Genomic DNA, 21494 nt, shown 5'->3' on the forward strand with positions numbered 1-21494 from the left:
TAGTTAATTCATATCTTAAATAATAAACGAAGTTTAATATATGAAACAACTTGCGGGGAGCTATGACAACGGCGCCACGGTGGATAATGAAGACGCTATTTTGACTTCATTTCAAACTCGCAGCGCGGCTATTTATCATCAGGCGAAGCATGAAAAGAATATTGCGTATGGCGAAAGCGAACGCGAGACGATTGATTGGCTTTATTCTGCAAAGCAGCACCAGGGCACGTTAATTTTTATTCACGGCGGCTATTGGCAATGCTGCGATAAGGCGGATTTCGCCTTTATCGCCGCCGGGCCGTTGGCGTTGGGTTTTGACGTGGTGCTGGTGGAATATGCGCTGGCGCCGGCGGTTAATCTTGACGCCATTTGCCGCCAGGTGGGGGCGGCGCTTGATGCCATTCAGCGTCGTCTGCCGCCGCACTATGCCCATCCGGTGCATTTGTGCGGCCATTCCGCCGGCGGGCATCTGGCGGCGTTTTGGCAGCGGCATGCGTTGGTGGATGCGGTCTTTCCCGTCAGCGGCCTGTTCGAACTGGCGCCGCTGCAAGAGAGCTATGTCAACCGGGCGCTGCAGCTGACCGCGCGGCAGATTGAAACGCTCAGCCCGGCGCGCCGGCTGCCGGCGCGCAGTAAGCCGCTCACGTTGTATTACGGCGCTGATGAGCTGCCGGAACTGATCGGCCAGTCGCAGCACTATCACGCGGCGCTGCGCCAAGGCGGGCTACCGGCCGATCTGGTCGCGGTGCCCGGCGCCAATCATTTCACCATTCTGGATGCGTTGTTCGCCGCCGACGGCGCGCTGCTTCGCCAACTTGACCACCACGGGAACCACTGACATGCGCGAAATCGTAGCGACCGGACTGCCGGAGATCGGCCAGCCTTTTTCCTGGGCTACCCGGGGCGGCGGCATGCTGTTTACCGCCCACGGCCCGGTGCGGGCGGACGGCAGCATCGAGACCGGCGCGCCTGAGCAACAGATTGCGTTAACCTTCGACAACCTGGCCCAGACGCTGAAGGCGGCGGGCAGCCACAGCGATAAGGTGCTGCAGGTAATGGTTTATCTCACCGACGTTAACGACGTTAAATTGCTCGATGATATTTACCGGAAATACTTTAATTATCCTTATCCCAATCGCTCCACGGTTATTGTCGAAAAATTGGTGGTGCCGGGAATGAAAATAGAAATTACCGTCAGCGCCATCGCCTGATTTAATTTCTCATTAAGTCCGTCTTCATATTAATTCAATAACGAGTTAAGGATGCGTCATGTTTAAACAGATTGCACCTTCCGCGGCCGATTCTGTTCCATCGCTGATGGGAGTCTATTTGCAGGATCCCAATCCGCAAAAAGTGAATTTAGGCATTGGCCTCTATTACGACCGGCAGCATGATTTTCGCCCGGCCGCATGTGCTTGCCGGGGCTAAACCCCGGCAATATCGACTACGTGACCGCCGCCATTCTCGACGTCACCCGTACCGTCTAACTTCGCCCGGGAACCCAGCCATGCCACAGATGAATGATTTTGAGCATATTGCCCGCCGTCAGGGCGGGTTGAACAAGCATCTTACCGCCGGGCAGATGTCGATGCTGGCGATCGGCGGCGCCATCGGCACCGGGCTGTTTCTCGGCAGCGCCTACGCCATTCAGATGGCGGGGCCGGCGGTATTGCTGAGCTACCTGATCGGCGGCGTTATTGCGCTGCTGTTGATGGGCAGCCTGGCGGAAATGACCTCCGAACACCCGACGCCCGGCTCGTTCGGCGACTATGCCGAATTCTACCTCGGCCCGCTGTTCGGTTTTCTGGTGCGTTATTCCTACTGGTCTTGCGTGGTGCTGGCGGTGGGCACCGAAGTTACCGCCATCGGCATGTACATGCAGTTCTGGTTCCCGGCGACGCCGACCTGGCCGTGGGTGCTGCTGTTCTCGGCGGCGGTGATCGTCGTCAATGTGATCGGCGTGAAGTCGTTCGGCCAGGTGGAATACGCGCTGTCCACCGTCAAAGTGACGGCGATCGTGGCGTTCATTCTGATCGGTCTCGGCATGCTGGCGTTCTCGGGCAACCCGGCCTACGGCCTGCGCAACCTGACCGCCGGCGGCTTCATGCCGTTTGGCGTCAAGGGCATGTGGTTCGCAACGATCGTGTCTATCTTCAGCTACCTGAGCATTGAAATGATCGCGGTGGCCGCCGGCGAGGCGAAAAATCCGGTGATTGCGGTGAAGGCGGCGTTCAAGGGCACCCTCGTGCGGCTGTTCATCTTCTACATGCTGTCGATCGCCCTGATGCTGGCCATCGTGCCCTGGCGCCAGTCCGGCACCGGCGAAAGCCCGTTCCTGATGGCGATGAACGTCATCCATCTGCCCGCCGCCGCCGGTATTTTCAACTTTATCGTGCTGGTGGCGGCGCTGTCGGCGATGAACAGCCAGCTGTATATCACCACCCGCATGATGTTCTCGCTGTCGCGCGCCGGGCAGGCGCCGGCGGCATTGGGGCGCGTCAGCCGGCGCGGCATTCCGGTCAATGCGTTGGCGATGTCGTGCATCGGCATCGTGGTGTCTATCGTGCTGAGCCTGGTGGCGCCGGAAACCTCGTTCGCCGCCATGATGTCCATTTCGGTGTATGGCGCCTGCTTTACCTGGCTGATGATTTTCGTCACCCATCTGTTCTTCCGCCGCCGGCATCGGCAGACCCACCTGAAATTCCGCATGTGGGGGTTCCCCTATACCACCTTGCTGGGCGCCGGGCTGATGGCGGCGCTGATGATCTCGACCGCGTTTACCGAATTCTTCCGCATGACACTGTGGTTCGGTATTCCGTTCACCTTGCTGCTGGTGGCAGCCTACCGCTTCCAAAGCCGCCGCGCGGCGGCGCCGTCGCCGTTCAAGGCGCCGGAGGTGGAGTAATGCGGGAGAGGGGCTGAGGCGCGCCTCAGCCCCGGGGATTACAGCTGGCTTTTCGGGATCAGGTGGTCGCCGAAGCTCAGGCGCTGGCGGCCCGGTTCGATTTCGGTCAGCGGCGCCACTTCGCGCAGCGAGGATTTGCAGCGCTGAACCAGATCTTGATATTCGCGGGTGCCGGCGATCTTCCAGGCCAGTTCTTGCTCGGTCAGATCGCGCAGCACGCGTGCCGGGCTGCCGACCACCAGCTTGTTGGCTTCGAGAGTCGCCGCGGCTTTGACGAACGCCATCGCGCCGACGATGGTGTTCTCGCCGATCTCCGCGCCGTCCATCACCACCGCATTCATGCCCACCATCGCATTGCGGCGAATGCGACAGCCGTGCAGGATGGCGCCGTGGCCGATATGGCCGTCTTCTTCCACCACCGTGTCCTGCTGCGGGAAGCCGTGCATCACGCAGTTGTCCTGAATGTTGGCGCCGTCGCAGATCACCAGGCGGCCAAAATCGCCGCGCAGGCTGGCGTTCGGGCCGATGTACACGTGTTTGCCGACGATCACGTCGCCGATCAGCACCGCCGTCGGGTGCACGTAACTGCTGGGGTCAACGACCGGCGTCAGGCCGTCAATCTGATACACAGGCATAGCGTGAGTTCCTTAATATGTAGGGTCGCGCGGCAGGCCGCCGAAGCGCCGATAGTAGCCGGCGGCCGGCGCGGGCAGGGCGCCGATGGTGGTTTCCGCCAGCGCGCTGACGTACTCCGTCGCGGCGCGATCGACCTGCTGATAGAGATTGATGCACAGATTGCGGGCGATCTGGCCCTCCCACTGCGCGGGCAGCAGCGCGTCCGGCAGCAGCGGATCTTTCAACACCACGCGACGGAAGAAGTGAATCAATAATAGCTTAATCTGGAAACAGCGCAGCGGCGTTAGCGCCGCCGGATCGACTTCGCGCAGCAGCGCCATCAGCGGCCGGAAGGAGACGATAAACTCGTGATAGCCGGCCGCCACCTCGCTCAGCGACCAGCAGTCGGCCACCAATTTCTGCAGGGTTTGCTCGGAGCGGTTGTAGGGATAATCGGCGCGGAAGTAAATCACCTGCTCACTGGCGTTCAGCTCGCCGAGCAGCGCCGTCACGTCGGTTTGCGCATGGGTGGGGGCGGCCATCAGGTTGCTGGCGATTTGCCCGAACCCGAGCCAGCCCAGCTCTTTTTTCAGCCGCGCGCGCGCGTTTTTATCGGCGCTTTCCAGCAGCAACAGCTCCCACTTGCCGTCCCAGGCGGGCTGCTCGCGCAGATAGATTTTCGATTCGGCGTGGCGGAACTGGCGCATGCCCTGCTCGGTCACGCGGTAGAAGCTGCGGCGGCCTATTTTCTCCACCGCCAGCCAACCCTCTTTCTGCAGACGGAACACCGAGGTGCGCACGAAGCGATCGCCGAAGCCGAAGGCCTCCAGCAGCGCGCTCAGGCTGCCGAGCCACACTTCGCCGCCGCGGTGGCTGAGCGCGTCTCCGTACAGCGAAATGATCAACGAGGTGCCGCTGATCGGCTGCGCGTCGACGGCATGGCGAATGAACTCATCCAGTTTATGTTCCATATTTTTCCATGGGTTAGCATTCGATGAGCCATAACATTACGCCTAATTTGGGGCGGCGTCATCCGTGACGCCGTGCGCCTCAGCGCGGCCGCAAATCGACCACGCGCTGCGCTTTGCCTTCCGAGCGCGGAATATCGCCGCAGTTGGCGATGCTGACGTCGGTGCTGACGCCCACGATCGATTTGATGTGGTGGCGCAACTGGTGGCAGATGTCGCAACGCTGCTGGTGGCTGAGGCTGAGCGCCGATTCTTTCAGCTCGACGCGCACCGCCAGCGTGTCCAGGTGCCCGCTGCGGCTGACCTGCAGCTGATAGTGCGGCGACAGCTGCTCGAACTGCATGATCTGCTCTTCCACCTGCGACGGGAAGACGTTGACGCCGCGGATGATCAGCATGTCGTCGGAGCGGCCGGTGATTTTGCCCATGCGGCGCATCTGGCGTGCGTCGCCCGGCAGCAGCCGGGTGAGATCGCGGGTGCGGTAGCGGATCACCGGCAGCGCCTCTTTGGTCAGGGTGGTGAACACCAGTTCGCCGTGCTCGCCGTCCGGCAGGGCGACGCCGGTTTCCGGGCAGATGATCTCCGGCAGGAAGTGGTCTTCCCAAATGGTGGGGCCGCCGCCGCTTTCCAGGCACTCCATCGCCACGCCCGGCCCCATCACTTCCGACAGGCCGTAAATGTCCAGCGCCTTGATGCCCATGCGGGTTTCGATTTCGTGGCGCAGGGCTTCGGTCCAGGGTTCGGCGCCGAACACGCCAAGCCGCAGCGAGCAGCCGCGCGCGTCGCCGCCCATCTTGCGTTCCAGCTCGTCGATCAGCGTCAGGCAATAGGACGGCGTCACCATGATGATGTCGGGTTTGAAATCGAGGATCAGCTGCGCCTGGCGTTCCGTCTGGCCGCCGGACATCGGGATCACCGTCGCGCCAAGCCGCTCCGCGCCGTAGTGCGCACCCAGGCCGCCGGTAAACAGGCCGTAACCGTAGGCGACGTGCACCTTGTCTTTGGCGGTGGCGCCGCCGGCGCGCAGACAGCGGGCGACGATATCGGCCCAGTTATCGATGTCGCGCTGGGTGTAACCCACCACCGTCGGCCGGCCGGTGGTGCCCGAGGAGGCGTGGATGCGCACCACCTGTTCCATCGGCACCGCGAAGGTGTCGAACGGGTAGTTGTCGCGCAGATCCTGCTTGGTGGTGTAGGGGAAGCGCGCCAGATCGCTCAGCTGTTTGAGATCGTCGGGGTGCACGCCGGCCTGGTCGAATTTGCGTTTGTACATCGGCACATTGTCGTAGGCGTGGTGCAGCGTCCACTTCAGACGCGCCAACTGCAACGCTTCAATCTCATCGCGCGAGGCGAATTCGATCGTTTCGAGGGGCTGTGGATTTATTGTCATGGTTAGCCTCAGGGGTCAGACACGCTCAATGATCATGGCGATGCCCTGGCCGACGCCGATGCACATGGTGCAAAGCGCGTAGCGGCCGGCTCGCCGTTCCAGTTCAAACAGGGCGGCCAGCGCCAGGCGCGCGCCGCTCATGCCCAGCGGATGCCCCAGAGCGATCGCGCCGCCGTTGGGGTTGACCTGCGGGGCATCGTCCGGCAGGCCAAGCTGGCGCATCACCGCCAACGCCTGGGCGGCGAACGCTTCGTTCAGTTCGATAACGTCCATCTGCGCCAGGCTCAGCCCGGCGATTTCCAGCACCTTGCGGGTGGCCGGCAGCGGGCCGATGCCCATCAGCCGCGGCTCCACGCCGCAGGTGGCGGTGGCAACGATGCGCGCGCGCGGCGTCAGCCCCTGGCGCGCCGCCATCGCTTCGGAGGCGACGATCAGGGCCGCCGCACCGTCGTTCAGGCCCGAGGCGTTGCCGGCGGTGACGCTGCCGGGCTGACGGAACGGGGTTTTCAGCGCCTGCAGCTGCTCGAAGGTGGTGTCGGCACGCGGGTGTTCATCCTGGCTAAACAGCGTCACCGCGCCTTTTTTACCGGTGAGGCTGACGGGCGCTATCTCCTGCGCCAGGTGGCCCAGCGCCTGCGCCCGGGCGGCGCGCTGCTGGCTGCGCAGCGCAAAGGCATCCTGATCGGCGCGGCTGATGTTGAACTGCGCCGCGACGTTTTCGGCGGTCTCCGGCATCGAATCGGTGCCGAACTCGGCCTGCATCCGCGGATTGACGAAGCGCCAGCCGAGGGTGGTGTCGTACAGCTGCGCCTGGCGGCTGAAGGCGCTGTCGGCCTTGCCCATCACCAGCGGCGCGCGGGTCATCGATTCCGCGCCGCCCGCCAGCAGCAGCCCGGCGTCACCGGCTTTGATGCTGCGCGCCGCCATCGCCAGCGCATCCAGGCCTGAACCGCACAGGCGGTTCACCGTGGTGCCGGAAACGCCGACCGGCACTCCGGCCAGCAGCAGCGCCATACGCGCCAGGTTGCGGTTGTCTTCCCCGGCCTGGTTGGCGCAGCCGAGGATCACGTCGTCCAGCTGCGCCCAATCCACCTGCGGATGGCGTTCCAACAGCACGCGCAGCGGCAGGGCGGCGAGGTCGTCGGCGCGCACCTGAGCCAGCGCGCCGCCATAGCGGCCGATCGGGGTGCGCACGCCGTCGCAGATAAATGCCTGATTCATGCCTGATCTCCTAAAATGCTGTGGCCGAGGCGGTGTGCGCGGCCGCGGAACCAGGCGACGGTTTTGCCCAGTTGGTTAACGATCTCGACGTCATACAGCCCGGTGGCTTTGCCCTGATGGCGCATCTCCGCGCTGGCGGTGAGGCGGTCGCCGGCCAGCGCCGGGCGGACGAAGTCGATGCTGCAGCCGGAGGCCACCGCCGCCAGCCCCTGGCTGTTGCAGGCGTAGGCGAAAGCGGTGTCCGCCAGGCTGAACAGCTGGCCGCCGTGGCAGGTCTGGTGGCCGTTGAGCATCTGCGGGCCGACGGTCATGCTGACCTGTGCGTATCCGGCGTCGACGGCGTCGATGTGCATTCCCATCGCCTGAGCGCAGGTATCTTGCTGGAACATCTGTTCGGCGCAGCGCTGAGCCAGCGCGCGCGGCGTATTGGCGTTCATCGTTCGGCTCCTGGGAAAGAGGCGGGGGAAGCGTAGCGGCGCAGCAACGGCATCGGGCGATAGCGCGCTTCGCCGTAATAGCGTTGCAGGTTTTCCAGCGTCGCCAGAATGTGGCACCAGCCGAGCGCGGCGCCCCAGGCCAGCGGGCCGCGCGGATAGTTGACGCCGCGCAGCATCGCCAGATCGGTATCTTCGGCGCTGGCGACGCCTTTGTTCACCACGTCGAGCGCTTCGTTGGCCAGCATGGCCAGGGTGCGCATCGTCAGCAGGCCGGGGTAATCCGGCAGTTGAATGACCTGCTTGCCAAGGGACTGCAGCAGGCGAATCGCTTTGGCATTGTGTTGCGCATCGTTTTGCGCCGCGCAGCTGATGGCGATGGCGGAGGCGTGCGCATAGTCGGCACAGAGATCGAACAGCACCACGGGCGTTCCACGTTCGTCGGCCAGCTGGCCGGCGGTTTTACCATTGGTTAACATCAGTGTAACGTCGTCGATCGTGACGTGCGGGCTGGTCTGGCCGGGTTGTTTGATCGCCCCCGCATTTTCGATCAACAGTTCCGCCAAATCGGCCAGCGAAGACCAGTCGCCGTGCAGCGTAACGCGTTGCGGCAATGCGGCCTGCGCCAGAGGCGCAAAGGCGATCGCGGCGGCGGATCGCGGTGCGTCGTAGCGGTAGAAACCGCGGCCGGACTTGCGGCCGAGGCGCCTGGCCGCCACCAGTTCCTGCTGCACCAGTGAGGGCGTGAAACGCGGATCCTGATAGAAGGCCTGATACACCGATTCGGTCACGGCGTAATTGACGTCCTGGCCGATCAGATCGGTCAACTGCAGCGGGCCCATGGCGAAACCGCCGGCGTCGCGCAATACCGCGTCCAGCGTGGCGGCGTCGGCCACCCGTTCCTCCAGCGCGCGCAGGGTTTCGGCATAGAACGGCCGCGCCACGCGGTTGACGATAAATCCCGGCGTCGAGCGGCATACGACGCTTTGTTTACCCCAGCGCTGCGCCAGGGCCTGCAGCGCGGCGAGGGTCTCGGCGCCGGTCTCCAGGCCGCTGACGATCTCCACCAGCTTCATCAGCGGCGCCGGGTTGAAGAAGTGCAGCCCGGCCATGCGCTGCGGATGTTGCAGCGCGCCGGCGATGGCGGTGATCGACAGCGAAGAGGTATTGCTTACGAACAGCGTCGTGGGCGAGCAGATCGCCTCCAGATCGCGGAACAGGCTCTGCTTAATCGCCAAATTTTCCGCCACCGCTTCAATCACCAGCGTGCAGTCGGCCAGCTGCTCGAGCGAGTCGGCGCGTTCGAGGCGCGCCAGCAGCGCTTCGGTGGGCGCGGCGTCGGCCTTGCCGCCGTCTACCCGCTGGCGCAGGCGGCGAGCGAGATCGTCGATCGCGCGCTGGGCGGCGGCGGGCGCGATATCGAACAGCCGCACCGGATGGCCGGCGGCGGCGGCCACCTGGGCGATGCCGATGCCCATGGTGCCGGCGCCGATCACCGCCACCTGGCCGTTAAGAAGGGGCGCATTCATGGCTATTTCCCGCTGAAGTTGGGCGTGCGTTTGGCAAAGAACGCGCTGACGCCTTCGCGATAGTCGTCGCTGCGGCCGCCCAGACGTTGCAGATCGCGCTCCAGATCGAGCTGCTGATCGAGGCTGTTGGTGGCCGAACTGTAGATGGCTTTCTTGATCAGCCCCAGACCGTAGGTCGGCTGGGTGGCCAGATGGCGCGCCAGCGTTTGCGTGCGGTCGGCCAATTCATCCGCCGGCACCACCTGCCAGATCATGCCCCACGCCAGCGCCTGTTGGGCGCTGATTTTGTCACCCAGCAGGGCCATGCCCATCGCGCGGGCGTGGCCGGCCAGCCGCGGCAGGAACCAGCTGCCGCCGGAGTCAGGGACTAATCCCAGACGGCAGAACGACTGAATGAAGCTGGCATTGTCGGCGGCGATGACGATATCGCACGCCAGGGCCAGCGCAGCGCCGGCGCCGGCCGCCACGCCGTTGACCGCGCACACCACCGGCTTCGGCAGGGCGGTCAGGCGACGGATCAGGGGGTTGTAGAAACGTTCGACCGATAGGCCGAGATCCGGCGCCTGTTGATCGGCGCTGACGTTGCGATCGTTGAGATCCTGCCCGGCGCAGAAACCGCGCCCAGCGCCGGCGATCAGCAGGCAGCGCACGCTGTCGTCGCGCTCGGCTTGCGTCAGCGCTTCGCTCAGTTGGCGATGCATCTCATCGTTAAAGCTGTTGAGCCGATCCGGCCGGTTGAGGGTCAGCGTCAACACGCCGGCGTCGAGATGGCTGAGAATCAATGCGTTATCCATAAATCAGCGCCCCTGATAGTTTGGCGTACGTTTTTCGAAAAAGGCGGCGATGCCTTCGCGGCGATCGTCGGTGGCGGCCAGGGTGACGAACTGCTGACGCTCCATCGCCAGCCCCTGGCTGAGGCCGGTTTCCTCGGCCTGTTTCAGCGCCTGTTTGGCGGCGCGCAGCGCCAGCGGCGCCTGACGGCTGATGCGATCGGCAATCTGCTGCGTGCGTTCCAGCGTCAGGGCATCGACGCACACTTCGCCGATCAGGCCGGCCTGCAGCGCGGTGCGGGCGTCGATGGGCTCGCCGGTCAGCACCATCTGGCTGGCGCGCGACTTGCCGACGCAGCGGATCAGGCGCTGGGTGCCTCCGGCGCCCGGCATCAGGCCGAGGGTGATCTCCGGCAGGCCGAAGCGGGCGCTTTCGCCGCCGATGACGATGTCGCAGGCCAGCGCCAGCTCGCAGCCGGCGCCCAGGGCATAACCATTCACCGCCGCCAGCAGCGGCTTGCTGAACTGCGCCAGACGCTGCCACAGCTGCGGACGGCGATCCGCCAGCGCGGCCGGCAGATCCTGCTGTTGCAATTCGCGCAGATCGGCGCCGGCGGCGAAGAAGCGCGCCGCACCGGCGATCACCACGGCGCCCACGCCGCTGTCGGCGTCGGCCTGCTCCAGCCGTGCAACCAGCTGTTCCAGGCACGGCGTGCTCAGGGCGTTGCGCGCCTCCGGGCGATGCAGCGTCAGCGTGACCACGCGGTGCTGCTGCTGATGCAAAATAAAGGGGGTGTCCATCGCGGCTCCTAGACGTCGAAGTCCAATACCACGCCGTCGCCTTTCGGCCACGACTGGCAGCTCAATACGTAGCCCGCAGCCAGCTGATCCGGCTCCAGGCTATAGTTGACGCCCATCTCCACCTGGCCGGCCTTCAGACGGCATTTGCAGGTGGCGCAGACGCCGCCTTTGCAGGCGTAGGGCAGGTCGGCGCCCTGGCGCAGCGCGGCGTCGAGAATGCTGTCGTCCTGTTCGCCGATCTCGATATCCAACCGGCGGCCGTCGAGCAGGATCGCCACCCGGGTGGCGTTGCGATCGCCGCTGTGGCGCGGGCGGGCGGCCAAGCCGCTGGTGTTGAAGCGCTCGCTGTGGATGTGTTTGGCCGGGACGCCGGCCTGTTCCAGCACGGTTTGCGCGTCGTCCATCATCGATTCCGGCCCGCAGATAAAGGCGTGGTCATAGTCGCGGAAATCCAGCAGCGCGCCGCCGATCGCCGCGAGGCGTTCGCGGTCGATACGGCCGCTGAGCAGCGGGCTGTCGAGACTTTCCTGGCTGAACAGGTACAGCGGCTGAAAACGCTGCGGGTAGCGGTTTTTCAGATCCGACAGCGCCTCTTTGAACATCATCGAACGGCTGTTGCGGTTGCCGTAGATCAGGGTGAAGCTGCTGCCCGGTTCGAGCAGCAGCGTCGCCTTGATGATCGACAGCATCGGCGTGATGCCGGAGCCGGCGGCGATCGCCAGGTAGTTGCCGTGGCGCTCTGCCTGCGGCTGGTAGCCGAAGCGCCCCTGCGGCACCATCACCTCCAGCGCGTCGCCGACCTTCAACATGCGGTTGACGAAGCCGGAAAAGCGCCCCTGGTCAATCGCCTTCACGCCGATCTGCAGCAGGCCTTCCTGCGGTGAACTGCAGATGGAATAGCAACGCCGCAGCTCTTCGCCGTTGACCAACGCCTTGAGCGTCAGGTGCTGGCCGGGGGTATAACGGTATTGGTTTTGCAGCTCTTCGGGCACCCGCAGGGTGATGGCTACGGCGTCCGGCGTTTCGCGCTCGATGGCGGCGACGTTCAGGCGATGAAAGACCGTCATGGTGTCAGCGCTCCTATATGCATTTGAAATAATCGAACGGTTCCCGGCAGTCGCAGCAGCGGTACAGCGCTTTACAGGCGGTGGAGCCGAACTCGCTGATCTTCTCGCTGTGGGTGCTGCCGCAGCGCGGGCAGGCTACCGGGCCGTGGGCGTGTGGCCGATCGCAGGTGTGGCCCTGCGGGGGCGCTACGCCGTATTGCCGCAGCCGTTCGCGGGCGTCGGCGTTCATCCAGTCGGTGGTCCAGGCCGGGCTGAGGCGAATGTCCACCTGCACCGGGCTGAAGCCGGCGGCCGCCAGCCGCTGCTCGATGGCGTTGAGCAGAAATTCGGTGGCCGGGCAGCCGGAATAGGTTGGAGTGAAGGTCACGCGCCAGCCCGCGCCGTCGCGCGCCACGTCGCGCACCATGCCCAAATCGGTGATCGACAGCACCGGCAGCTCGGGATCGCTGATCTGCTGCAGGCAGTGCCAAATCTGCGGAATTTCGGCGGGTTGCAAACGGGTGACGTTCATCGCGGCCTCCTACCATTGCCCGTTTGGATAGGCGCGCTGCAGGAACTGCATCTCCGCCAGCAGCGGGCCGAGGTGTTCGCTGTGCCGGCCTTGCTTGCCGCCGTGCCGGAACGCCTGCTCGGCAGGCAGCGCCAGCGTCGCCTGGCGCAGCGTTTCTTCCACCTGCGCTTGCCAGAGGGCCTGCAGTTCGCGGGGATCGACGGCGATGCCTTGTTCCGCCAGTTCCAGCTCCAGCGCGTCGGCGTGGAACAGCTCGGCGGTGAAGCGCCACAGGTTATCCAGCGATTGCTGGATCTTGCGGTGGCTGACGTCGTTGCCGTCGCCGAGGCGGATCATCCAGCCGTGGCTGAAGCGCAGGTGGTAATCGGCCTCCTTCAGCGATTTGGCGGCGATGGCGGCGATCTGCGCATCGCGGCTGCAGCTCAGCGCCTGGTGCAGCTGTACGTGGTAGGCATCGAGCAGGAACTGACGCACCAGCGTGTCGTTGAAACCGCCGTTCGGCTGCTCCGCCAACAGCAGGTTATGAAACTGGCGCTCGTCGCGCCCGAAGGCCAGGCTGTCTTCGCTGCAGGGCGGGCCGGCCAGTTCGGCGGCGTAGCCCAGGAAGTTGCGCGCCTGGCCGAGCAGATCGAGCCCGATGTTGGCCAGCGCCAGATCGATTTCCAGCTCGGGCGCGTGGCCGCACCAGGCGCACAGGCGCTGGGCGAGGATCAGTGGCGTGTCGCCCTGGCGGAGTAAATAGCTGATGCGCGGATCGTTAACCGTCATGGTCGCCTCTACATGTTCTTGATGCCGTCGGGAATGGTGTAAAACGTCGGATGACGGTAGATCTTGTCTTCGGACGGATCGAAGAACGCGCCGCGATCTTCCGGCTGCGAGGCGATCAGATGGCGCGACTGCACCACCCAGATCGAGCAACCTTCGTTGCGGCGCGTGTAGGCGTCGCGGGCGTTTTCCAGCGCCATTTGGTCGTCGGCGGCGTGCAGGCTGCCGACGTGGCGATGCGCCAGCCCTTGTTTGCTGCGAATAAACACTTCATACAGCGGCCATTCAACGTGGCTCATGATCTCGGTTCCTTATGTTGGCTATGCGGCGGAGGCGGCGTTTTTCGCGGCGTGGGCCATGGCGCCGTCGCGCACCCAGGCGCCGTCTTCCCAGGCGCGGCGTTTGGCCTGCAGGCGTTCGTGGTTGCATTGGCCGCGCCCTTTGATCACCTCATGCAGCTCGCTCCAGTCGATTTCGCCGAAGCGATAGTGGCCGGCGGCGGCGTCCCAGCGCAGCTCCGGATCCGGCGCCGTCATGCCCAGCGCTTCAAGCTGCGGCACGGTGTTGTCGACGAACTTCTGCCGCAGCTCATCGTTGCTGTGGCGTTTGATCTTCCACGCCATGCTCTGGGCGCTGTGGGGGGAGTCGGCGTCGCTCGGGCCGAACATCATCAGCACCGGCCACCAGAAGCGATCGATGGCGTCCTGCAACATGGCGCGCTGCGTGTCGCTGCCGTTGGCCATCGCCATCACCGCCTCGTAGCCCTGGCGCTGGTGGAAGCTTTCCTCTTTGCAGATTTTCACCATCGCCCGCGCATAGGGGCCGTAGGACGCGCGGCACAGCGCCACCTGGTTGACGATGGCGGCGCCGTCGACCAGCCAGCCGATCACGCCGATATCCGCCCAGTTGAGCGTGGGGTAATTGAAGATAGAGGAGTACTTCATCTTGCCGTCGAGCATCTTTTGGTAGATGTCCTGGCGCGAACAGCCGAGGGTTTCGGCGGCGCTGTAGAGGTACAGACCGTGGCCGGCCTCATCTTGCACTTTGGCCAGCAGCACCGCTTTGCGGCGCAGCGTGGGGGCGCGCGTCAGCCAGTTGGCTTCCGGCAGCATGCCGATGACTTCCGAGTGGGCGTGTTGGCCAATCTGCCGAATCAGGTTCTGACGGTAGGCGTCCGGCATCCAGTCTTTGGCCTCAATGGCGATATCCGCCGCGATCTTGTCGTCGAAATGCTGCTGATACTGTGCGTCAGTTGTCATGCTTGCCTCTTGGTGATTCGTGTTTCTCACAGTAAACATAAAAATGTGAATCACTTTAACTAACCATAAGGCTACAAACTGATAACAAAAAGATCAAACGTAATTAATGTGGTTTTGCGAGGTTACTCACAAGGTTATTCGTTATTTTGTTGATTTTATTTGATAAATAAAGTGATTAATTACTTGTTTATGGCAGGTTAAACGGTCTGAAAACGCCTTTTGTTCTCTTTTTGTTAAAATTTGATTTGGCCTCGACTGGCATTTATATGATACGTAATTAAGCTGTATGGTGAAAATTTATGAATTTCGGAGGGCACATGCAGCAGTTACACAGTTATCTTTCTGGCGCCTGGGTGTACGGGCAGGGAGAGGCGCGCGAAATCCGCCACGCGGTGACCGGCGAAGCGCTGTACCAGGTCTGCTCCGACGGCCTGCCGTTGGCGGCGAGCCTGGACTATGCCCGCAGCCGCGGCGGCCCGGCGCTGGCGCACATGACGTTCCAGCAGCGCGCCCAGATGCTGAAAGCGGTAGCCAAACACCTGCTGGCGCATAAAGAGGCGCTGTATCAGATTTCCTATCAAACCGGGGCGACGCGCAGCGACGGCTGGGTCGATATCGAGGGCGGCATCGCCACGCTGTTCGCCTATGCCGGCATGGCCGGCCGCGATCTGCCGGACGATACCCTGTGGCCGGAAGACGAGCTGATCCCATTGTCGAAACAGGCGCAGTTCGCCGCCCGCCACGTGCTCACTTCACGCCCCGGCGTGGCGCTGCACATCAACGCCTTCAACTTCCCGTGCTGGGGCATGCTGGAGAAACTGGCGCCGACCTGGCTGGCGGGCATGCCGGCCATCATCAAGCCGGCTACCGCCACCGCGCAGCTGACGCAGGCGATGGTCAGGCTGATCGTCGATAGCGGCCTGGTGCCGGAAGGGGCGCTGCAGCTGGTTTGCGGCGGCGTCGGCGACATGTTTGCGCACCTGGATTACCAGGATGCGGTGACTTTCACCGGTTCGGCGCAGACCGGGCAGCGGCTGCGGGCACACCCGCGCCTGCTGGAGAAATCGATCGCGTTCACCATGGAGGCGGATTCGCTCAACTGCTGCGTGCTGGCAGAAGACGTGACGCCGGAAATGCCCGAGTTTGCGCTGTTCATCAAAGAAGTGTGCCGTGAAATGACCGCCAAGGCGGGGCAGAAATGCACCGCGATCCGCCGCATCATCGTGCCGGCGGCGCAGGTGGCGGCGGTGCGTCAGGCCTTGCTGCAGCGCCTGGCGGGGGTGACGGTGGGCGACCCGCAGCTGGAGCAGGTGCGCATGGGGGCGTTGGTCAGCCACGAGCAGCGTGATGATGTGCAAAGCAAGGTGGAGTTCCTGCTGCGCAACGGCTGCGAACCGCTCTGTGGCGCGGCGCTGGATAAGCTGGAGGTGCTGGGCGACGGCGCGCGCGGCGGGGCGTTTTATCCGCCGACCCTGCTGTATTGCGCCGATCCGTTCACCCATCAGGCGGTGCACGGCACCGAGGCCTTCGGCCCGGTGGCGACGCTGATGCCGTATGCGGATACCGAACAGGCGATCGCGCTGGCGTTGCTGGGGCAGGGCAGCCTGGCGGGCTCGCTGGTGACCGCCGATCCGGCATTGGCCACGCGCTTCATTCGCGCGGCGGCCTGCGCCCACGGCCGCATGTTGATTTTGGATGAGCAGGCGGCGGCGGAGTCCACCGGCCACGGTTCGCCGCTGCCGATGCTGGTACACGGCGGCCCGGGACGCGCCGGCGGCGGTGAAGAGCTGGGCGGGCTGCGCGCGGTGAAACACTATATGCAGCGCACGGCGATTCAGGGCAGCCCGGCGATGCTGGCGGCCATCGGCGGCGAATGGGTGCGCGGCGCGCCGGTCGCCGAGCATCCGGTGCATCCGTTCCGGAAATACTTCGAGCAGCTGCAGCTGGGCGATAGCCTGTTGACCGCGCGCCGCACCGTGACCGAAGCGGATATCGTCAACTTCGCCTGCCTGAGCGGCGACCATTTCTACGCGCACATGGACAAGATCGGCGCCGCCGACTCGCTGTTCGGCGAGCGGGTGGCGCACGGTTACTTTGTGGTGTCCGCCGCGGCCGGGCTGTTTGTCGACGCCGCCGTCGGGCCGGTGATCGCCAACTACGGCATGGAAAATTTGCGCTTTATCGAGCCGGTGAAGATCGGCGATACCATTCAGGTGCGGTTGACCTGCAAAAAGAAAATCCGCAAGCCGCAGAAAACCGCCGAAGATCGCCCGCACGGCGTGGTGGTGTGGGATGTGCAGGTGTTGAATCAGCAACAGCAGCCGGTGGCGCTGTACAGCATTCTGACGCTGGTGGCGCGCCAACAGGGGGACTTCGAAGCGTGATGCGCGTTTGCCGCCGCCGGTCCCCGGCGGCGGCAAATCATTCAGATCAGCGGCTGACCGCGCAGCTGTTCAAGCACTTTCAGCGGTGAACGCTGCGGATCCTGCATCTTATTCACCGGCAGCAGGAAGGTCTGTTCCAGCATAAACTGGCCGCCCATCGCGGCATGCGGCGTTTGATCAGAGAAGCAAATCCAGCTGCTGCCCGGCGGGAACGTCAGCGCCAGCTGCGGCCCCCGTTGCTGATAATCGCCGTCGGCCTTCATGGCGTCATGCAACTGCAGCATCAGGTGGTCATAATGGCTGCGGCGGGTTTTGGTGATGCGCACCTGGTGCTGCAGCCAACTGCCGAAGGCGGAGTAGCGAGCGAGACGCGGCATAAAGCGTGCCGCCAGCTCAGGGAACGGCTCGCCGACCCGCCATTGGCGATGCTCGCCGTGCGGGTTGATGTTGGTGAAAATGCGCAGAATGCGTTCGCCGTAGTTCGGGCGTGACGGGAAGGCGTCAACGTGCAGCCGGCTGTCGTCTTTGCGCCAGGAACTGGCCGCCCGCCAGGCGGAAACCGGATGTAAACGCAGGCTGCCGGTCGGGTGGTGCAGCGCCTCCTGATATTCGGGCAACAGCCCGGCGATCAGCTGGCGGCTGGATTGGTAATAGCGTTCCAGCAATTGCTGAACCTGCTGCCGGCGTTCCGCGGCGGCGACGCCGCTCAGCTTGCCGAACAGCGGCTGGTAGCTGATGTTTTTGCGCTTCGGGTCGACCAATGTCGGATCCAGCAGCGGCATTTCCTGTTCAGACAGGGTGAAGGCCAGTTCGGGCAGAAACAGCACCTTGCCCTGTTCCAGTTCGCTGACCGCGCTGGATGCTTCCGCTGCCGCCCATTGTCGTAACGGCAGCGTCAGGACGGCCTGTTCGTGCATAATATCGCCAGTAGGCATGAGATCTCCTTGCAAATCTATATCGCTTTATTCCTGCCTCTCAGGTTGCCGCGTGATTGGCTGCACTGGCTTGCGCAGTGGCTGGCTGGAGCGGCGTCAGCAGGCCGCCCAATGGCAACGTGAAATTTGTGGGTTCTATTATGGCTGTATCAGCAGGGCGCAATGCGCCGAAGCGTGCGATGGCTTCCTGATAGATAGAATAATCCTGATAAGGGTATCACCGGCAATGCCAATGAAAAGTAAACGGGGTATAAACGAGGCGAGGTATAGGCACGAATAATCAAAAAAGGCACAAATTGCCTGCTGAATGGAGTTTTTTATCTTATTGAATTGTAATGAAAATAAATATACTGCTTATTATTTCCGTTATTTTATTCAGAGTGCAGGGTAAACCGGTGAAATAATGTTTCGTGAGGGAACTACTTCATTTTTCTGGCGAATAAATCGGGCCGCCAAATCTTGGTGACCCGATTATTGGTTAAGCGCCGTAAATGCAGTTTTTGCCTTTTTTCTTGGCCTGATACAACGCACTGTCCGCCTCATTGATAAAGCTGATCGGCGTATCGTTATACATATGCGGCACTTTGGCGCAGATGCCGATGCTGATGGTAACGATGCCGTGCGGGTTGCCCTGATGCGGAATTTTCAGATCGCGCACCGCGTTGATAACGCGCTCGGCGAAAATCAGTGCGCCTTGCACGTCGGTATCCGGCAGGATAATCCCCATCTCTTCGCCGCCGTAGCGCGCCAGGACGTCGTTGCTGCGGCAGGCCAACCCTTTGAGCGTTTGGCCGATCTGCTGCAGGCACTGGTCACCGGCGACGTGGCCGTAGCTGTCGTTGTACTGTTTGAAATAGTCGATATCCAGCATCAGCAGCGCCACGCTGCGGTAGTTGCGCGAAGCCCGCGCCAGCTCGTTCTTCAGCGCGATATCAAACTGGCGGCGGTTGGCCAGCCCGGTCAGGCCGTCCAGCAGCGCCAGCTCTTCGAGCATCTGGTTGATGCTGGTCAACTGATCGCGGGTGCGCATCAGCTCGGCTTCGGTTTGCATGCTGTGCTTGATTTGCCGCAGCAGCACCATGCCCATCGCCAACAGGATCATCAGCAGCGAGAGGCCACCGGCGGCGAACAGACCGGCGTCGGTGCGCCAGTCCGCCAGCGCGTCGCGTTTCGACAACCCGGCGGCGATCACCAGCGGAAAGCGGTTGACCCGCGAATAGCCGTAGATGCGCTCCACTTTGTCGTACAGCGAGGTGATGGTGGCGTTACCGAATTCCGAATGCGGCAAAATTTCGCTGAACAGCACGCCCTTGGCGATGTTTTTACCGATCGACGCCGCCGAGTAAGGGCGGCGGTAAAGGATAGTGCCGTCCGCCAGCAGCAGGTTCAGTGAGGCGTCGGTATTGAGGGCGAAGCTGTCGTAAAACTGGCGGAAATAATCGACGTACAGCGTCGCCAGCACCACGCCGCCAAAGCTGCCGTCTGGGTTGTTGAAACGCCGCGAAACGGGAATGATCAGATCGCCGGTGGTGCGGCTGCGGATCACCTTGCCGATGTACAGGCCGCCGCCGTCGCGGTTTTGATGGTATTTGAAGTAATCGCGATCGGCGTTGTTGGCGTTCTTGATGAATTTGCCCGAGGAGGTCGCCAGCCAGCGGCCGCGCGCATCGTAGAGAAACAGCCCGTGCAGCTGCGGCAGGTTGCCGACCTGCGTCTGCATGACGCGCTGCAGCCGCGTCAGCTGCGCTGGGCCCAACCCGTCGGTTTGGAGACGTTCGGTCAGATCGAGCAGGTTGCCGTCCACCTGCATGAAAGTATCGTCGGCATGCTGCGCCAGCGAGCGGGCGAGGTTGGCGGATTCATGCTCGGCGCTGCGCAGATCGCGCTGATGCGCGTTCCAGATTTGCCAGCTGTTAAAGAGGATCAGCGTGGCGGCAACGATGATGACAAACACGCCGGCCTGAAATAATAATGGGGAGCTTTTAACGCTGCGCGCCGGCACGGCATCCTGTATGGGTTGCTGCTGAGTCATGTCACCCTTGTTGTTTGATTACTATTCAATTTGAGTTAAGAGCAATCTTATATTTTATGCATAAATGCGCCAGACCTCTAGCCCTTAACGTGGCGATAGCGAGAAAGGGCATTTGCACCCCGTATCAGCGGCGGGGTGAACACTGTGGAGTGAAAGAGCCATGTCGGATTACATCATTATCGCTTTACTGACGCTGGCGGTGTATTACCCCCTTACGCTGGGGACGCTGGCGGTGATGATGTACTTCGCCTGGCGGCGGCGCCGGTCGCCCTATTGGCGGTTGGGATTGGCGCTGTTGGCGCTGCTGTTCGTGCTGTTCGCCAAGGCGGCGTATGACTGGCACCGCTATGGCTAGCGGCGCCATGACGGGTTATTCGACGTTAATCATCCAGTTGACGCCGAATTTGTCGGTCAGCATGCCAAAGCCTTTGGCCCAAAAGGTGGCTTGGTAAGGCATCGTCACCTGGCCGCCCTGCGCCAGATTGTCGAACAGTTTGCGTCCTTGTTCCGCATCGCTGGGGTTCAGCGACAGCGAGAAGCCTTTATGAGAAGCGCCGCCGCCGTCATCTTGCGGGCAGCCGTCGGAGGCCATCAGTACGCCGTCGCCGATCAGCAGGCGCGCATGCATGATCGCCTCCGGATTGACGTCCTGCGGCCCGTCTTGCCGGGCTTCTTCGGGCATGTCTTTATAGCGCATGACCATTTCAATTTTGGCATTCAACTGCTGTTCGTAGAAGTTAATCGCTTGCTCACAGTTACCGCTGAAAAACAGATAGGGTTGTACCAGCATGACATTGACCTCGGTTGTGGCTCGACAGGCAACGACCGGCCCTCGGGCAGGAAGAAATGGTTGCTGGCGGCAATAATTGCCGTCGGTGACTTATTAGTGTAGTTCCCCTGGCGCAGAATGCTTGTGCGAGGTGAGTGCGCCTTCGCCGCCGGCATGACGGGCGAAGGCGCAAGGGCGGTCAATACAGCGACGGCTCGCCGGCTGGGCGGGTTTTAAAGCGGCGGTGCAGCCACATGTACTGATCGGGGGCCAGCAGCACCTGTTCTTCCACCACGCGGTTCATCTTGGCCGCCGCGCGCGTTTCATCATCCAGCGGGAAGTCCGTCAACGGCGGCTGCACGATCAGCTCATAGCCCTGAGCATCTGGCAGGCGGCGCGGCACGAAAGGCACGATCGACGGCCGCCCCATGCGCGCCAGGATAAAGGTTCCGGTGGTCGTGGCGGCGTTTTCCACGGCGAAGAGCGGCGCGAACACGCTGCTTTGCGGGCCGTAATCGTGATCCGGCGCGTACCACAGGATTTCGCCCTGTTTCAGGTTGCGGATCATGCCTTTGATATCTTTACGATCGAGCATGAATTTATTCGAGCGCAGCCGGCCGCGTGTTTGTACCCACTCCATCAGCCTGTTGTTGTGCGGGCGATGCACGCCGATGCCGGGGTTTTGCATGCCGAAAATGCGCGCGCCCAGTTCCAGCGTCAGAAAATGCAGACCGATCAGCAGAACGCCTTTGCCGCCCTGACGCGCCAGCCGCATGTTTTCCATGCCGCTCACCTTGAACCAGCGGGCGATGCGCCAGTCGGGCCAGAACCAGGCCATGCCGACTTCGAACAGGCCCATACCGACGGACTCAAAATTTTTGACGATCAGCGCCTCGCGCTCGGCGGCGGGCATCGCGGGGAAGCAGAGCTCTAAATTGCGGCGCGCTATTTTTACCCGGCGTTTCATCAGGCGCATGGCTATTCTGCCAAGGCCGTGTCCGAGTCGATAAATGAGCGGGTAGGGCAGTAATACCAAGAGATAGAGTATTCCCAGCCCTATCCACAGCAACCAATAACGAGGGCGCAAGAATTCGCGCTCAAAGCGTTGGTTAGAAAGCATTTTTCCTGTTATTCCTTGT

Annotated in this window: 23 protein-coding genes; 6 read left to right on the forward strand and 17 right to left on the reverse strand. The window is 62.8% G+C overall.

Annotated features, from left to right (window positions below; all coding sequences use genetic code 11):
• The first annotated feature begins 40 nt into the window (after nt 1–40).
• The 4 genes from ABTW55_RS18545 to ABTW55_RS18560 all read left to right on the forward strand — a co-directional run bounded on the left by ABTW55_RS18545 (nt 41) and on the right by ABTW55_RS18560 (nt 2905).
• On the forward strand, nt 41–838 hold the full coding sequence (locus ABTW55_RS18545) for an alpha/beta hydrolase (RefSeq protein ID WP_049211414.1): 798 nt from the start codon (nt 41–43) through the stop codon (nt 836–838).
• 1 nt (nt 839) lies between these two features.
• Nucleotides 840–1211: a RidA family protein gene (locus tag ABTW55_RS18550; RefSeq protein ID WP_060421648.1), complete on the forward strand. Its 372-nt coding sequence runs from the start codon at nt 840–842 to the stop codon at nt 1209–1211.
• 58 nt (nt 1212–1269) lie between these two features.
• Nucleotides 1270–1428, forward strand: a complete 159-nt coding sequence (locus ABTW55_RS18555) for a hypothetical protein (RefSeq protein WP_226873114.1) — start codon at nt 1270–1272, stop codon at nt 1426–1428.
• Nucleotides 1429–1507: 79 nt separating this feature from the next.
• A complete protein-coding gene (locus ABTW55_RS18560) occupies nt 1508–2905 on the forward strand; it encodes an amino acid permease (protein ID WP_060421646.1) in 1398 nt (465 codons plus the stop codon).
• Nucleotides 2906–2943: 38 nt separating this feature from the next.
• Here the strand turns inward: ABTW55_RS18560 and paaY are convergent, their stop codons facing one another.
• From paaY to paaA, 13 genes are all read right to left on the reverse strand, one after another.
• Nucleotides 2944–3540 (reverse strand): phenylacetic acid degradation protein PaaY, encoded by a 597-nt coding sequence (paaY, locus tag ABTW55_RS18565; RefSeq protein WP_033635110.1) that lies wholly within the window; start codon nt 3538–3540, stop codon nt 2944–2946.
• A 12-nt stretch (nt 3541–3552) separates the two neighbouring features.
• Nucleotides 3553–4491, reverse strand: a complete 939-nt coding sequence (paaX, locus tag ABTW55_RS18570) for a phenylacetic acid degradation operon negative regulatory protein PaaX (RefSeq protein WP_060421643.1) — start codon at nt 4489–4491, stop codon at nt 3553–3555.
• A gap of 79 nt (nt 4492–4570) precedes the next feature.
• Nucleotides 4571–5878: a phenylacetate--CoA ligase PaaK gene (gene paaK / locus ABTW55_RS18575; protein ID WP_033635108.1), complete on the reverse strand. Its 1308-nt coding sequence runs from the start codon at nt 5876–5878 to the stop codon at nt 4571–4573.
• A gap of 15 nt (nt 5879–5893) precedes the next feature.
• On the reverse strand, nt 5894–7099 hold the full coding sequence (gene pcaF / locus ABTW55_RS18580; RefSeq protein ID WP_060421640.1) for a 3-oxoadipyl-CoA thiolase: 1206 nt from the start codon (nt 7097–7099) through the stop codon (nt 5894–5896).
• On the reverse strand, nt 7096–7536 hold the full coding sequence (paaI, locus tag ABTW55_RS18585) for a hydroxyphenylacetyl-CoA thioesterase PaaI (RefSeq protein WP_060419004.1): 441 nt from the start codon (nt 7534–7536) through the stop codon (nt 7096–7098). Before paaI ends, pcaF begins: the two co-directional genes overlap by 4 nt.
• The gene (locus ABTW55_RS18590) at nt 7533–9062 is read right to left on the reverse strand and encodes a 3-hydroxyacyl-CoA dehydrogenase (RefSeq protein WP_060421638.1); all 1530 of its coding nucleotides are present in this window, start codon (nt 9060–9062) and stop codon (nt 7533–7535) included. Before ABTW55_RS18590 ends, paaI begins: the two co-directional genes overlap by 4 nt.
• Before the next feature lie 2 nt (nt 9063–9064).
• Nucleotides 9065–9856 carry a 2-(1,2-epoxy-1,2-dihydrophenyl)acetyl-CoA isomerase PaaG gene (gene paaG / locus ABTW55_RS18595; protein ID WP_060421634.1) on the reverse strand — a complete coding sequence of 264 codons (792 nt, stop codon included), beginning with the start codon at nt 9854–9856 and terminating at the stop codon, nt 9065–9067.
• Nucleotides 9857–9859: 3 nt separating this feature from the next.
• A complete protein-coding gene (gene paaF, locus ABTW55_RS18600) occupies nt 9860–10633 on the reverse strand; it encodes a 2,3-dehydroadipyl-CoA hydratase PaaF (RefSeq protein ID WP_047571496.1) in 774 nt (257 codons plus the stop codon).
• A gap of 8 nt (nt 10634–10641) precedes the next feature.
• On the reverse strand, nt 10642–11700 hold the full coding sequence (gene paaE, locus ABTW55_RS18605; protein ID WP_060421632.1) for a 1,2-phenylacetyl-CoA epoxidase subunit PaaE: 1059 nt from the start codon (nt 11698–11700) through the stop codon (nt 10642–10644).
• 13 nt (nt 11701–11713) lie between these two features.
• On the reverse strand, nt 11714–12211 hold the full coding sequence (gene paaD / locus ABTW55_RS18610; RefSeq protein WP_033653577.1) for a 1,2-phenylacetyl-CoA epoxidase subunit PaaD: 498 nt from the start codon (nt 12209–12211) through the stop codon (nt 11714–11716).
• 9 nt (nt 12212–12220) lie between these two features.
• A complete protein-coding gene (paaC, locus tag ABTW55_RS18615; RefSeq protein ID WP_060421629.1) occupies nt 12221–12979 on the reverse strand; it encodes a 1,2-phenylacetyl-CoA epoxidase subunit PaaC in 759 nt (252 codons plus the stop codon).
• A gap of 8 nt (nt 12980–12987) precedes the next feature.
• Nucleotides 12988–13275, reverse strand: a complete 288-nt coding sequence (gene paaB / locus ABTW55_RS18620) for a 1,2-phenylacetyl-CoA epoxidase subunit PaaB (protein WP_004935173.1) — start codon at nt 13273–13275, stop codon at nt 12988–12990.
• Between the two features lie 21 nt (nt 13276–13296).
• On the reverse strand, nt 13297–14235 hold the full coding sequence (gene paaA / locus ABTW55_RS18625; protein ID WP_033635096.1) for a 1,2-phenylacetyl-CoA epoxidase subunit PaaA: 939 nt from the start codon (nt 14233–14235) through the stop codon (nt 13297–13299).
• 317 nt (nt 14236–14552) lie between these two features.
• Here paaA and paaZ point away from each other — a divergent pair, with 317 nt between their 5' ends.
• Nucleotides 14553–16619, forward strand: a complete 2067-nt coding sequence (gene paaZ / locus ABTW55_RS18630; protein WP_033647855.1) for a phenylacetic acid degradation bifunctional protein PaaZ — start codon at nt 14553–14555, stop codon at nt 16617–16619.
• A gap of 41 nt (nt 16620–16660) precedes the next feature.
• Here paaZ and ABTW55_RS18635 read toward each other — a convergent pair whose 3' ends face one another.
• Both ABTW55_RS18635 and ABTW55_RS18640 read right to left on the reverse strand, forming a co-directional pair.
• Complete coding sequence (locus ABTW55_RS18635; RefSeq protein ID WP_041035722.1) at nt 16661–17554, reverse strand: Kdo hydroxylase family protein; 894 nt, start codon at nt 17552–17554, stop codon at nt 16661–16663.
• A 478-nt stretch (nt 17555–18032) separates the two neighbouring features.
• Entirely contained in the window at nt 18033–19586 is a 1554-nt protein-coding gene (locus ABTW55_RS18640; protein WP_041035720.1) for a sensor domain-containing diguanylate cyclase, read from the reverse strand.
• Between the two features lie 160 nt (nt 19587–19746).
• Between ABTW55_RS18640 and ABTW55_RS18645 the strand changes: the two genes are divergently transcribed.
• On the forward strand, nt 19747–19941 hold the full coding sequence (locus ABTW55_RS18645; protein ID WP_004935157.1) for a hypothetical protein: 195 nt from the start codon (nt 19747–19749) through the stop codon (nt 19939–19941).
• Nucleotides 19942–19956: 15 nt separating this feature from the next.
• On the opposite strand, the gene yjdN is transcribed toward ABTW55_RS18645, so the two are convergent.
• Together yjdN and ABTW55_RS18655 are read right to left on the reverse strand one after the other, a co-directional pair.
• Nucleotides 19957–20376, reverse strand: a complete 420-nt coding sequence (yjdN, locus tag ABTW55_RS18650; protein WP_033635089.1) for a VOC family metalloprotein YjdN — start codon at nt 20374–20376, stop codon at nt 19957–19959.
• Between the two features lie 178 nt (nt 20377–20554).
• Nucleotides 20555–21475: a Kdo(2)-lipid IV(A) acyltransferase gene (locus tag ABTW55_RS18655; RefSeq protein ID WP_033635088.1), complete on the reverse strand. Its 921-nt coding sequence runs from the start codon at nt 21473–21475 to the stop codon at nt 20555–20557.
• Nucleotides 21476–21494: the final 19 nt, after the last annotated feature.

This window comes from Serratia sp. SM04 (genome assembly GCF_040280225.1).
Lineage (GTDB): Bacteria > Pseudomonadota > Gammaproteobacteria > Enterobacterales > Enterobacteriaceae > Serratia > Serratia sarumanii.